Annotated in this window: 8 protein-coding genes; 4 read left to right on the forward strand and 4 right to left on the reverse strand. The window is 59.2% G+C overall.

What is annotated here, in order from left to right; translation table 11 throughout:
• The first annotated feature begins 128 nt into the window (after window positions 1-128).
• Both GOB90_RS03380 and GOB90_RS03385 read left to right on the forward strand, forming a co-directional pair.
• Window positions 129-911: an acetoin reductase gene (locus tag GOB90_RS03380; RefSeq protein WP_146884715.1), complete on the forward strand. Its 783-nt coding sequence runs from the start codon at window positions 129-131 to the stop codon at window positions 909-911.
• A gap of 342 nt (window positions 912-1253) precedes the next feature.
• Window positions 1254-2516: an outer membrane beta-barrel protein gene (locus GOB90_RS03385; RefSeq protein WP_146884713.1), complete on the forward strand. Its 1263-nt coding sequence runs from the start codon at window positions 1254-1256 to the stop codon at window positions 2514-2516.
• A 7-nt stretch (window positions 2517-2523) separates the two neighbouring features.
• Here the strand turns inward: GOB90_RS03385 and GOB90_RS03390 are convergent, their stop codons facing one another.
• Both GOB90_RS03390 and GOB90_RS03395 read right to left on the reverse strand, forming a co-directional pair.
• Window positions 2524-3879, reverse strand: a complete 1356-nt coding sequence (locus tag GOB90_RS03390; protein ID WP_146884711.1) for an ABC1 kinase family protein — start codon at window positions 3877-3879, stop codon at window positions 2524-2526.
• Between the two features lie 3 nt (window positions 3880-3882).
• Window positions 3883-5682: a M3 family oligoendopeptidase gene (locus GOB90_RS03395; protein ID WP_146885081.1), complete on the reverse strand. Its 1800-nt coding sequence runs from the start codon at window positions 5680-5682 to the stop codon at window positions 3883-3885.
• 178 nt (window positions 5683-5860) lie between these two features.
• On the opposite strand from GOB90_RS03395, the gene lepA reads away from it, so the two are divergent.
• On the forward strand, window positions 5861-7663 hold the full coding sequence (gene lepA, locus GOB90_RS03400) for a translation elongation factor 4 (RefSeq protein ID WP_146884708.1): 1803 nt from the start codon (window positions 5861-5863) through the stop codon (window positions 7661-7663).
• 346 nt (window positions 7664-8009) lie between these two features.
• Here lepA and GOB90_RS03405 read toward each other — a convergent pair whose 3' ends face one another.
• Entirely contained in the window at window positions 8010-9410 is a 1401-nt protein-coding gene (locus GOB90_RS03405; protein ID WP_146884706.1) for a GGDEF domain-containing protein, read from the reverse strand.
• 657 nt (window positions 9411-10067) lie between these two features.
• Here GOB90_RS03405 and GOB90_RS03410 point away from each other — a divergent pair.
• Window positions 10068-12404 (forward strand): TonB-dependent receptor, encoded by a 2337-nt coding sequence (locus GOB90_RS03410; protein WP_146884703.1) that lies wholly within the window; start codon window positions 10068-10070, stop codon window positions 12402-12404.
• 482 nt (window positions 12405-12886) lie between these two features.
• Here GOB90_RS03410 and GOB90_RS03415 read toward each other — a convergent pair whose 3' ends face one another.
• Window positions 12887-14305, reverse strand: a complete 1419-nt coding sequence (locus GOB90_RS03415; RefSeq protein ID WP_146884701.1) for an FAD-binding oxidoreductase — start codon at window positions 14303-14305, stop codon at window positions 12887-12889.
• Window positions 14306-14336: the final 31 nt, after the last annotated feature.

Here is a 14336-nt window from a genome sequence, read left to right on the forward strand (position 1 = left end):
CCGCGTGCGGGGACACCCGGCTCCAGCGATTCGCGACCTGGCCATAAAGCCACTGCAGAAACTCCGGACCGCTGACACCGTTCACTGCTGGCCGATATGCGGCGCCTTTTATGAACAGGACCTCAACAATGGCTGGAATACCGGGAAAAGTGGCATTGGTAACCGGAGCAGGGCAGGGGATCGGACGCGGGATCGCCCTGCGTCTTGCCCGCGATGGCGCCGATATCGCCGTCGTCGATATCCACGAAGCCGCGATGAAGGATGTGGTCGCGGAGATCGAAGCTCTGGGCCGCAAAGCAGTTTTTTACAACGCCGATATCGGTAATCGCAATGAAGTCGCTGCTGCGATCGACCACGCGGAAAGCGAACTCGGCGGCTTCGATATCATCGTCAACAATGCGGGCATCGCACAGGTCAAGCCCCTGTCAGATGTCACCCCTGAAGAAATCGACACGATTTTTCGCATAAATCTGGAAGGAACCCTCTGGGGAATCCAGCTTGCCGCCGCGAAATTCATCAGCCGGAAGCAGAAAGGCAAGATCATCAATGCCTGCTCGATCGCGGGACATGAAGGTTACGCCATGCTCGGTGCCTATTCCGCCACAAAATTTGCCGTCAGAGGACTCACTCAGGCCGCTGCGAAAGAATATGCTTCCCGTGGAATCACGGTCAACGCTTACTGCCCCGGCGTTGTCGGCACAGGGATGTGGAAGCTGATCGACAGTGAGTTTTCAAAAATAACAGGCGCGCCTGAGGGCGAAACATATAACAAATTCGTGAACGGTATTGCTCTCGGCCGCGCCGAAACGCCCGATGATGTTGCCTGTCTCGTCTCTTGGCTGGCCGGCCCCGATTCAGACTATGTCACCGGACAGGCCATCCTGATCGACGGCGGCATGGTCTACCGTTAACCCGGGGACGGTATCGCAATCGTCAGACGGAAGACGCCTGAACGGACAGGGGTTGCTAAGGCAGGGGTGGTAAAAAAAACCGGTCGCGCCAGCCCCTCCCGCACCGCCCTTTCCGGTCGTTTCTGCTGAAAATACAAAAAGAATAATCGATATGGCCTTTTCAGGACGATCTGATTGCAGCTATCTGCTGTAACTGAACTGTTGCTGTTGCGCTCAGAAGATATTCCGATTGTGGAATGACAGATTTGATCTGGAAGCTTCAGAATCCCTCTGCGTCGTAAGTAGTCATCGGTTCAGAAAGTTGATCCGCCCCAGATTGACTGAGACGATGAAAGGCAGGGAATGTTTCGGAAGCGGCCATGGTTTGCAGGTATCCTGCTGGCCTGCATAACAATCGTTTGTTCCACACCGACCCACGCCGCTGTTTCCCTCTTTGCCCCGGCCCCCGGCGCTGACGAATTCGAGCAGTGGTGGCGTGGCATCACCCTCGCTGGCCGCATCGACGGTGGCATCACCGCCAACCCCGCCCGCCCCGCCAACGGCATCAACTTCGGCAACTTCATTGGCGATCACGCCAACCAGGTCCAGCTAAACCAGCTCGACCTTACGATCAGTCGCCCTGTCGATCCCGACGCCAAAGGCTACAGCTTCGGCTTCACGCTCGAAGCGAATTATGGCTCGGATTCCCGCTATTATCATCTGCTTGGAATCTCCGATCGCGCCCTCAACGCCCGCTATCAGATCATTCCCGCACAGGCCCATGTGGATGCCCATCTGCCGTGGTTCACCGGACTCGGCGTCGATATGAACGTCGGTATCCTCCAGGCCCCGATGGGTCCCGAAGCTTTCGACCCCGAGGGCCGGCCATTCTATACCTTCAGCTACACAGGCGAATATTCCGTCCCGTTCGAACATCTCGGCATGATGGCCACCATTCACGTCACACCGATGATCGACGTGCTCACCGGCATCGACACCGGCAACCAGACCACCTTCGGACGCAGCGATAACAACAGCATGCCCGCCGGTTACGCCGGTCTCACACTCAAAAATCTGGCGAACGGCAAGCTGACGATCACCGAACTCAGCCGCTTCGGACCGGAAGACTCCCGCCTGGCTCTAGGCGTCCGTGAAGCCAATAGCGCCATGCGGTTCTGGAACGATCTGACCGCGATCTATCACGTCAGCGACACGTTGACCCTGACCGGAGAGGTCAACTACCTCCATGATGACGGCCTCCGCGCCGACACGGAAAGCGTTGTCACCTATCTCTCATGGAACTTCGCGAAAGACCTGACCTTCAATTATCGCGGCGAAATCTATCGCGACAATACCGGCCTCATGGTCTCCAGCTTTCTCACCGACGAAAGCTACATGAAGGCCATCGCAGGTACGACTTCCTACGCTGAAAGCGCCCCACCAACCACATATGGCGCGCTGACCCTCGGCGTCACCTGGAGAAAACCGCTGACGAAAAAACTTGGCTACTTCGCCATCCGTCCGGAAATCCGCTTCGACCGCTCCCTGAACGGTACATCCCCCTTCAACGACGGACGTAATACCGGGATGTTCACCTTCGGCGGCGACATGATGATGGGATTCTGACCCCGGCTCAGACCGAAACGACCACGCCCGCCTTCCGCAAAGCCTCCTGCTGCCGCGCCGCCAGTGCTTCCTCGCTGAAATCCGCCACCAGATCCTGAAACATCCGGTGCCAGTTCAGCTTCGCGCCAAGCCGCATGAACACTGATCCCAGTCCGATAGCTGAACGATCCACCAGCACAAATTCACGCGGTGGCTTTACGCCCCCCGTGCGCTGAAGGCCGGCATGAACCCGCGCCGCAATGTCGCGCCCGAAAATCGTCTCCTGATTTTCGTTAATCGTCCGCACCCGGTCCTGCATCATCGGCTCATAAAGGAAGCTCGCCCACTCGTTCAAAACTGTCATCGTTTCCCGCGACAGTCCGACAAAGCCCCACATCTCATAAGCATGAGCCGCCCGGTCCTCATCGCCGGCACGCAGCGCCTCGCAAAGTTCAATGATCCCGCGCACAAACTGCGGCCGGAACACTCTGATCGCACCGAAATCGAGCAGGTTGAACCCGCCATCTGCCCGGACGGTGAAATTCCCCATATGCGGGTCACCATGAATCACGCCGTAACGATAAAGCGGCACATACCACGCCTCGAACAGCGCCTTCGCCATCCGGTCACGCTGCTCCTGGCTCGGATTCGTATCCAGAATCGCCTGCAACCCGCGTCCCGTCACCCATTCCATCGTCAGCAGCCGCCCTGTGGTCAGCGCATCCACCGGCTTTGGAACCGTTACCGAAGGAAACTCCTCCAGCATCAGCCCGTAGAGCTTCATGTTCGCCGCCTCGCGACGGTAATCCAGCTCTTCGCGCAGCCGCTCCGTCAGCTCCTCGATCACATCTTCCTGACGCACAGCGTTGTCGATGCGGTGATACACTCCCATCGCCATGCGGAACTGCTTCAGATCCGCCTCGACCGTCGTTGTCATGTCAGGATATTGCAGCTTGCAGGCGACTGTCTCGCCATTCTGCAGAACCGCCCGGTGAACCTGCCCGAGGCTCGCCGCCGCCGCCGCTTCCCGCCCGAACTCCCGGAAATGCTTCTGCCAGTCAGCTCCCAGCTCAGCTGCCATCCGACGCCGGACAAAACTCCATCCCATCGGCGGTGCATTCGACTGTAACTGAGCCAGTTCAGCGGCATAATCATCCGGCAACGCGCCCGGAATTGTCGCCAGAAGCTGCGCCGCCTTCATCAGCGGTCCCTTCAGACCACCCAGAATCGCCTTCAGATCTTCCGCATGCGCTGCGTCATTGCCACGAAAACCAATCCGGTTTCCGGCGATCCGCGCCGCAATGCCGCCTACCGTGCCGGTAGTCCGGATCATCCGCCCCAGTTCGCCAAACAGGCCCGAGCTGTCGAGATCTTTCTGTGCCATGACTCAGCCCGCCTCAAGCTGATCGATAAATCCGGAAATCACATCCAGCCCCCGGCGCCAGAATCCCGGATCGCCGGCATCCAGCCCGAAAGGCGCCAGCAGTTCCTGATGACGTTTCGTTCCGCCCGCTGACAACATCGCCAGATACCTGTCCTGAAAACCCTGAGAGCCGTCCTGATAAACACCATAAAGCGCATTCACCAGGCAATCACCGAACGCATAGGCGTAAACATAAAACGGCGAGTGAATGAAGTGCGGCACATAGGTCCAGTACACGTCATATTCAGGCGTGAAATTAAAGGCCGGCCCCAGACTTTCCGTCTGGACCTGTCGCCAGATCTCACCAATCCGCTCCGGAAGCAGCTCCCCCTTCCGCCGCTCGCCATGCACCAGACTCTCAAACCGGTAGAACGCGATCTGTCGCACCACCGTGTTGAGCATATCCTCCACCTTGGCCGCCAGCATCAGCCGCTTCTGCTCAGGATCGGTCTCAGTGTCCAGTAAGTGCTGAAACGTCAGCATCTCTCCGAACACGCTCGCCGTCTCCGCCAGCGTCAGAGGCGTGGAGGACATGAAATAACCCTGCTTCGCCGCCAGGATCTGATGCGCTCCATGTCCCAGCTCATGCGCCAGCGTCATCACATCCCGCGTACGCCCACGATAATTCATCAGCACATAAGGATGCACGGAGGGCGTCACCGGATGCGCGAACGCCCCCGGCGATTTCCCCGGAACCGGCGCCGCATCGATCCATGGTTTATCCAGAAACTCGCCGACAAGACTGCCAAGACGCGGATCGAATCCGTCGTATGACTGCCGGACGAGCGCCTTCGCTTCGCTCCAGGGGATATTCTGTTCCTTCATCCCCGGCAGTGGCGCGTTGCGATCCCAGTGCTCCAGCTTTTCCAGCCCGAGCCACTTCGCCTTCAGCGCGTAATACCGATGCGAGAGCCGCGGATAATCCGTCACTACCGCCGAAACCAGCGCATCCACCACGTCGTCTTCGACCATGTTGGAAACGTTGCGATACGATTCCGGACGCGGATATTTCCGCAGCTTGTCCGAAACCGCCTTGTCCTTGGCCAGCGTGTTGGTGATCAGCGACCAGAGTTGCAGATTGCCCCGCAACGTTTCGCCCACCGTGCGACCCGATTTCTCCCGCACCATCCGGTCCGGATCGGACTGGAGATTCAGCGCCTCGCCCAGCGTCAGCTCCTTTCCGTCCAGCGGCACCCGAACCGTGCTCATCTGCTCGTCGAACAGCCGGCACCAGGCCGAAGCCCCCGTGACTGATTTCTCCAGCAAAACCTGCTCGATCTCATCCGAAAGCTGATGCGCCCGGAACATCCGCAGATCCCGCAGGAACGGCTGCCAGTGCACCAGCGCCGGATCGGCCAGCTTCCTCTCCAGCTCCACGTCGTCGATCAGGTTGATTTCCAGCGTGAAGAACAGCAGATCGGTGGAAATATCCGACAGCGTCTCGCGCACGGACTGGCTGAACCGCCCCGTCTCCGGGCTGGCCATGTCCGCTGAGAAAGAGAGGGAGGCAAACGCCCCGATCCGCCCCATCGCTTCATCGATCGCCTGATACGTATCGATCGCCGTCGCTAGTTCCGCGCCGGACAGCGTGGCCACCTTGCTTCGATACCGCTCCGCAAACGCCTTCGCGTCTCCGGCAATCCGCTCCCGGTCCGCCTTCATCTGTGGCGAATCGGCCGATGCATACAGATCCGACAGATTCCAGCGAGGCGGCGTATCCCCTGTCGCCGGCGCGGCGGGATGACTGCCGTCAGGACACATCATCGCTCCCGGCAACGGCGCGGAAAGAGGAAAAAGCAGGCGAGGGAAGGGCGCTTGATTAACCATGTACCAACTGTAGCGCGGCTCCTCGCGGGAGGCGAGAGCATGGCCATCCTTCATCCCGCATGGAGCCTCGTTTTCACTAGCTGACTTTTGCGGTTTTATCCCTTATGGGACGCGCATGACTGACACGCCCCTCGACCTGATCCGTAACTTCTCGATCATCGCCCATATCGACCACGGCAAGTCCACCCTTGCCGACCGGCTGATCCAGGCGTGCGGCGCTCTGACCGCCCGCGAGATGACCAACCAGGTCCTCGACAGCATGGACATCGAGCGCGAGCGCGGCATCACCATCAAGGCGCAGACCGTCCGCCTGACCTACCCGGCTAAAGACGGAAAGACTTACGTCCTCAACCTGATGGACACCCCGGGTCACGTCGATTTCGCCTACGAGGTCAGCCGCTCGCTCGCGGCCTGCGAAGGCTCGCTGCTCGTCGTCGATGCTTCCCAGGGTGTCGAGGCCCAGACCCTCGCCAATGTCTATCAGGCGATCGACGCCAACCACGAGATCGTCCCGGTCCTCAACAAAATCGACCTGCCCGCCGCCGAGCCCGAGCGCGTAAAGGCTCAGATCGAGGAAGTCATCGGGATCGACGCCGAAGACGCCGTGGAAATCTCCGCCAAGACCGGCATCAATATCGAAGGCGTGCTCGAAGCCATCGTCACCCGCCTGCCAGCCCCGACAGGTGATGCTGACAAGCCGCTCAAAGCCATGCTGGTCGACAGCTGGTACGACGCCTATCTCGGCGTCATCATCCTTGTCCGCATCAAGGAAGGCCGCCTGAAAAAGGGCGCGCGCATCCGCATGATGTCCTCCGGCGCCGTCCACCTCGTCGATCAGATCGGCGTTTTTTCGCCGCGCATGGTCCCTGTGGACGATCTCGGTCCGGGCGAGATGGGCTATATCAACGCCGCCATCAAAACCGTCGCGGACTGCAATGTCGGTGACACCATCACTGACGATCGCAAACCCGCTTCCGAAGCGCTTGCCGGCTTCAAACCCTCCATTCCCGTCGTCTGGTGCGGCCTCTTCCCCATCAATGCCGACGATTTCGAAAAACTGCGCGACAGCCTTTCCAAGCTGCGCCTGAACGACGCCTCGTTCCACTACGAAGCCGAAACGTCAGCCGCCCTGGGCTTCGGTTTCCGCTGCGGTTTCCTCGGCCTGCTGCACCTGGAAATCATCCAGGAGCGCCTCTCCCGCGAGTTCGATCTCGACCTGATCGCGACAGCTCCGTCCGTGGTCTATCACCTCAAGATGAACAGCGGCGCCAGTGAGGAACTCCACAATCCCGCCGACATGCCAGATCCGTCCCTGATCGAATCCATCGAGGAGCCCTGGATCAAAGCTACCATTATGGTCCCCGATGAATATCTCGGCGCGGTCCTGACCCTTTGCACCGAACGTCGCGGCATCCAGGTCGATCTCACGTATGTCGGCAGCCGCGCCATGGCCGTCTATCGCCTGCCGCTTAACGAAGTGGTGTTCGATTTTTACGACCGCCTGAAATCCCTCACGCGCGGTTACGCCAGCTTCGACTACCAGATGGACGGCTACGAAGAGAGCGATCTCGTCCGCATCTCCATCCTCGTCAACCAGGAGCCTGTGGACGCCCTGTCGTTCATCGCCCACCGCTCCGCCGCCGAAAGCCGGGGCCGGGCAATTTGCGCCCGCCTGAAAGAACTGATCCCCCGGCAGCTCTTCAAAATCGCCATTCAGGCCGCCATCGGTTCCCGCGTCATTGCCCGCGAAACCATCGGGGCTCTCTCCAAGGACGTCACCGCGAAATGCTACGGCGGCGATATTTCCCGTAAGCGCAAACTGCTGGACAAGCAGAAAGAAGGCAAAAAGCGTATGCGGCAGTTCGGCAAGGTCGAAATCCCTCAGAGTGCCTTCCTCGCCGCGCTCAAAATGGACTGATCCGGAGATTACAGCCTCTGATCTTCCGACGCTGCTCAGAATGCCGCCCCGAAAGTCACCAGAGATCGCATATTCCGGGAACCATCTGTTTCTCGAAAATCAGGTTATATCCTGAGCATGTCAGCTCTCATGACTACCACCAGACAACACACCTGCGCCCACTCCGACCGTTCGTCACGAATGGCCGGAGAATTGTTTCCAGCGTTGATTTCTTCTTTGCTATTATCGAGGTATTTCAAAAGCAACTTTGCCAGCCAGCATCCTTATCGGACGCCTGCAATCCCGGTCAGGTGGCAGCCTGTTCGGACCTTAATTTCGCTTTCTGAAATAAGCCCGGAAAACGAACTCAGCTTATACGATCTGTCACAATACGCTCCTGTCGGTCATGCAGGATGCAGCGGTTCCGCCCCTGTGTCTTTGCCTGATAAAGGGCCGTATCCGCTTCGTGAATCAACTGTTCATAATCAGGATGTCCGGCAAATTCAGCAACGCCAACAGACACGGTGACCTTTTCGTCCTGCTGAAGCCCCTCTGCGTACACGGCCTCGCGAATACGCTCGGCAACGACAAGACCCTCCTGACCGCTTGTCTCAGTGAGCGCGACAAGAAACTCCTCGCCACCATATCGAAAAACAAAATCACTCGGGCGACACTGCGTGGAAATGATATCTGAGACATTCCGCAGCACCGCATCGCCACGCGTATGCCCAAACCGGTCGTTGACGCGTTTGAAATGATCCACGTCCAGAAGCAGGATGCTGAAAGACGTCTTGCGACGAAGCGACAGCGACACTTCCCGCGACAGGATTGTAGGCAGGAACCGCCGGCTCAGAGCGGTCGTCAGCGGGTCGCGCCCGCCTTCAAGCAACGCACTCTCGGCAAACATATCGTTCATCAGAAAACGAATTTCTTCGATAAGCCCTTGCAGTTCCTGAATTCTGACCGGCTGTACCGGCATGTCTTTCATCAGCGTCGGCAGCAACTCATGGTCAATCCGGCTGACAATCATCCGGACAGCATGGAGCCCGTTTCTGCCGGAAAACAGCAGGCCGGCTTTGTGATTCAGCCACAGACCGAAAGCCGATTTCTCAAGAGCGGGGAGGGGCGGAGGTGTACGGCAACAGATGGCCAGCAGAACCCGGTGTCCCCAGTCCAGGAGGGCTGAACGCTGCACCTCTTTTTCGACAGCAATATCCTGACCCAGCGAAAAGATCCGGCAGGCCTCGTCGGATTCAATCTCTTTCTTTAAATCCTTTGAGAGTTCCTGCCCCATGATCTCGACCGCAATGTCGATCATCGTCATCGTATAGGTCAGAGCCTGCAATAGCCTGTCCCGCGGCATGTCAATAGCAAAGAGATTCAGCCGTAATTCCTGCTTCAGAGCTCGTATTCCCTGAAGCACAAGCGTCATGGGGATACGCATACGGGCGTGTACAAGCCCGATCCGTTCCTGCAAAGTCATCAGCCTGGTTACATCCGGGGCACGCTCGGGAAACAGAAAAACCAGCCAGTTCGTCAGTGCCTCATGCAGCCGTTCCTGCACAACCTCCGAAGAGATGAAGACCTTCCCCTCGGGGTTGCTCAGAAGGGTGGCGTAAAACACCTCCGTGCAACGAGGCGCAATCCGGCCGACAAGGCGGGATACGTCGAGACGCACGGCATTGTCGGCGCCATCAATGACGGCGCGCCATTCATCTCTGTCGCGCTTAAACGTCCCGGTCTCAGGCGACGCCAGGGGATGATCCATCCAAACCTTCCGAAAATATCCGGTCCCGCTCACTGCCTGAAGGGGAGTCCCGGATGTTGTGCAACATAATGTTAAAGAAGCCCTGAAGGCCGTGCGCTCACGTAATTTTCCCATTGTTTCAGCCAGGGAGAATGCGACGACTGCTTCAAAGGAGGCGGACGGCTATATCGACGCTAATATGACTGGCGGCAAGTCTGGCGGCAAACAGCAGACAAATAAACGAAAACCCAGGCCGGATTTATATCCGGGACATCTCTCATCCTGCCGTCCGGTTTTCACGACGCAGGTGGCCTGCCGCTCAGAACCATAGACCGTCATTTTTGGCGATCCGTTAAGTTTGCGACACTTCCGACAGTTTAGCACGGCAGAGCATGCGACCGTAACCCCGCTTGTCGCTCTTCCTTTCTCAACTCCTGCATATTATTTTTGAATGTGAGCCGCGCCCGATCTCCGGTCTGATGTAAAATGATCTGCGCCGGGCAGGAAATAACATTCACCGGTCAGTTTGCGGTGACCCACTCCTCAATAGCGTGTATGGCCTGACCGCATATCAGCAAATCGTCTGCATCAGGAATGGTTTCCCCTGTGAGTCTGAATGGTCCCTTCTTGTCTTCCGCCTGCTACGCTTGCCCGCCGGTCAGACGCCGGACTGCGCGAATGTGCAGCCTCCTGCTCCCTTTTGGCCGCCACGGAACATGCACAGGTCTTTCTCTGCTGCTCGTCGCCCTGGCCACCACAACTTCCGTCGCCAGAGCCGCCGCTCCCGTCGCTCCCGTCGCTTCCGTCCGACAGACGAAGCCGGAGCACCATCATGTTCCGTCGCCCCGGAAGCACACGCGCACAACAACGGCAGCCAGAACTGAGACCGTCGCCGTCACCGCCCAGCGTCGTGACTTCTCCTACCAGGAAGCCCAGCGCACGCCGGACGCCTCAACCCGCGTTACCGCCGACCGTCTCATCGAACGCGGCATCGTCACTGTGCGCGGGCTTGAATATATCGCACCCAACCTGACCATTCAGAGTATCAACGGCACCGCCTCAACCAATTTTTACCTGCGCGGCGCAGGCTTCAATGACTTCACCCAGAACAACATGGGTCCGGTCCTCACTTATTTCGATGACGTGCCTTTCGTCTATTCCGGCATGACCGACGGCATGATGTTCGATATGGCAGGCGCCACTGTCACGCCCGGTCCCGTCGGCACAAAGCACGGCATGTCCGATACCGGAGGCGAAGTCATGCTCCGCACGGCCGATCCCACCGACACCTGGCATTTCGGCGCAAAGCAGGACATCGCCTCCTACGCCCGCAGTCGCTCCGAAGCCTATGTTTCCGGCCCGCTCGCCAAAGGTCTGACCTTTCGTCTCGCCGGTCAGACACAGCATGGCGGCGGATGGCAGACCAATCCGCTCAACGGCGACCATCTCGGCGATGCCGACCTCTGGGCTCTACGCGGCAAACTTCGCTACCAGCCCGACAGCCACACTACCATCACTCTGTCCGGCCACTTCACCCAGGACGACAGCCAGGTCGTCACCGGAATCCCCATCGACCGCCTGATCGGCACCACCGCCCTCCCCAAACTCGCCTGGCGACAGGCCGAATGGGGCATCCGCCCGCAATTCGCAAAACTCATCGGCCGGGAAGCGGGCCTCAAACCCAGTGAACATAACCAGTACTGGGGCGCCGATCTGAATATGAGCCACGATTTCGGCCCCGCGACCCTCACCTCCATCAGCGCCTTTAATACCGAACGCCGGGGCGAATACACGGACCAGGACGCGCTCGCCAGTTCGGAAGCCGATACCTACCGCGACATCGACAGCAACGTCTTCACTCAGGAACTGCGCCTCTCATCATCGCACCCCGAAAACCGCCTGCAATGGACCGTCGGTGCAATGTACGAACGCAGCCGCATGCATCAGCGCTTCTTTTTCGATTACACCGATTACGTACCCGCACGCGGCTACATGATGTCCACCACTTTCGGACTCAATCAGGAAAGCACATCGGAATTCGGAAACGTCAGCTACAGGCTGCCCCATAATATCACCATCTGGGCCGGGCTGCTCCACGAACTCGACGACCGCAGCATCAGCAACCTGCAATCCGTTATTTATGGTGGCACCACAAAGAATTTTCACGGCGAAAGCACCGCCGCGAACCAGTTCGCCGGACAGGTCGGCATCTCCTGGCAGATGATGCAGAACGCAATGCTCTATTATAAAATGAGCAAAGGCTTCAAACCCGGTGGATTCACCGCCAACAATACCCAGGTCCAGGGGCAGCTCGATCCGTTCAAACCGGAAACCGTCCTCACCTACGAAGTCGGCTTTAAAAGCGATCCGATCCCCAACCGTCTTCGCATCAACGGCGCTGCTTTCTACAACGATTACCACAATCAGCAGATTCTCGGCACCGTCCTCATCCCGAATTACGGCCCGGACAGCGAAATCACCAACGCCCCGAAATCCGAAAGCTGGGGCTTCGAGGGCACCATCGAAGCGCGCCCGTTCGAACGCCTCTATCTCACCCAGAACTTCGGCTGGCAGCGCGGCACCTTCCAGAACTTCCCGACCGTCAACCGCGCCGCAACCAATGCGTACTACGCCGCCCACGGGGTCTGGAAAGCCATCGACAGCAACTTCGCCGGCGTCGACAGCGGCCAGCCTAAACTGACCCTCAACGGCTCAGCGGAATGGCGTCAGCCTCTTTCCCGCCGCTACAGCCTCGATTTCGGCCCCGACTGGATCTATCGCGGCAGCCAGGCCATGACCCCCGGTGGCACCGGATTCTACCGCCTGCCGCCCTATTTTCTCATGGGCGCCCACGTCACCTTCCGCCCCGCTGCCAGCCACTGGCAGGCTACCATCTACGCCCAGAACATCTTCAATCGCCACTATTCCGAAAGCGGCGGCCAGGCCACAACTGTCTATATGTACATCCCCGGCCCCCCGCGTTTCATCGGCGGTCGTATCTCCTGCGATTTCTGAAAGCAGAGCCCTCATGTTTTGCTAAAACGGGTCAAGAGAGCCCTGCCCCCGAGCAGGCGTCGCAGAGCACAGCCTTCCTTTCTTCCCGGTTGCAAGGTCTGTAACGTCCTGTGTTCCCTTTTCCCGTCAGACTGACAGACCTGGATATCGCCGGAACGGCCGTTTTCGCGATCTCAGGCGTCCTCGTAGCCGCCAGAACCTCATCATGGCCCTGCTGGTCTGATTCACCCCACACAAGCTATGGTCGGACCGCACCATCGCTTGGTTTGACGGCATCGGTCTTGCCGCCTATGCCGTCTACGAGGCCGCAAAAGCCGGAGCGCACGGCATCCCTTAGCTCCCCGCCGCGCCGCCATCGCTGCCGGCACCTTCGTTACCCTTACCGCCTGCGGTGTCTCAGCAACGCCGGCTCTGGCCACGGACTTCACCTTCGGCGCCGCTCTGCGTGGTCTCGCCATATGGAAAGGACTCAACCTGCCCGCCTACCCCCGATAAACCTCCCCCTCCGGCAACAGCTTCCCGGGATTCAGAATCCCACGCGGGTCCATTGCCATCTTCAGAGCCCGCATCACCCGTAGCGCCCCCGCCCCATGCTCGGTTTCCAGAAATTCCTGCTTCCCAAGACCAACTCCATGCTCCCCCGAGCACGAGCCGCCCATCGCCAGCGCGCGCCCGACAATCTTCCGGTCCAGATCCAGAATCCGGCGCCGGCCTTCCGCATTGTCCTCAGCCAGAATCAGTGTGTGGAAATTACCATCCCCCACATGCCCCACCATCGCCGCTCGCATTCCTGAAGCCGCAATGTCATCGCGAGCCCCCAAGATCAGCTCGGCCAGTTTCGAAATCGGGACAATACAGTCCGTCGAAATCACCAGCGCTCCGGGCTCAAGTGCCCGCGTCGCCCAGTAAGCATCGTGCCGTGCCTTCCATAGCCTTGAGCGCTCCTCCGGCGTGTCCGCCCACGCAAACCCGAGTCCGCCATTCTCCCGCGCAATCTCTTCCGTCGCCTCAACCTGCTCCCGAACCGCACCAGGTCCGCCCGCGAACTCAAAGAACAGCGTCGGCAAAGCCCGAAGTTCATCCAGATGCGAATAGCGAATGCACGCCTCCATCTGCATCTCATCCGCCAGTTCCACACGCGCTACCGGAATCCCATACTGGATCGCCTCAACCGCCGTGCGAACCGCCGCGTCCACCGTCTCAAACTGACACACCGCAGCCGCCACACTCTCCGGCAACCCGTACAGCCGCAACTGAACCTCGGTAATCACCCCGAGTGTCCCTTCCGAGCCGATAAACAGCGCAGTCAGATCATACCCCGTTGAAGACTTCCGAACCCGCCCTCCGGTGCGGATCACCTCACCTGTCGCAAGAACCACCGTCAGTCCGAGCACATTTTCCTTGATCGTCCCATACCGGACTGCGGCCGTGCCGGAAGCCCGCGTTGCGCACATCCCGCCCAGCGTCGCTTCGCCACCCGGATCAACAGGGAAAAACAGCCCGCAATCACGGATCTGCGCGTTCAGTCCCTGTCGCGTCAGTCCCGCCTGCACCCGACAGTCCAGATCCTCTGGATTGAACTGCACAATCTCCGTCATCCGCGACAGGTCCAGACTGATCGCATGTTCCGGCGGCGTCACATGCCCCTCAACCGAAGTCCCCGCCCCAAACGCAACAACCGGAACACGGTGCTCATGACACAGCTTCAGAACAGCCGAGACGTCATCCGTGCTTTCTGCAAACACCACCGCTTCCGGCAGCCGTGATGCATCCAGCGCCTCGCCATGACTGTGCTCCTCCCGCACGGACCCGACAGTGCTGACCTGCGCCCCCATACGCGTCTGAAGCGCGGAAAGAACAAGCCGGATACGCGACGCGGCCAGATCGGAACCATCAGCCATGACAGCAAAACCTCATAAGAAACCAGAGAGC

The organism is Acetobacter oeni, from assembly GCF_011516825.1.
Classification (GTDB): domain Bacteria; phylum Pseudomonadota; class Alphaproteobacteria; order Acetobacterales; family Acetobacteraceae; genus Acetobacter; species Acetobacter oeni.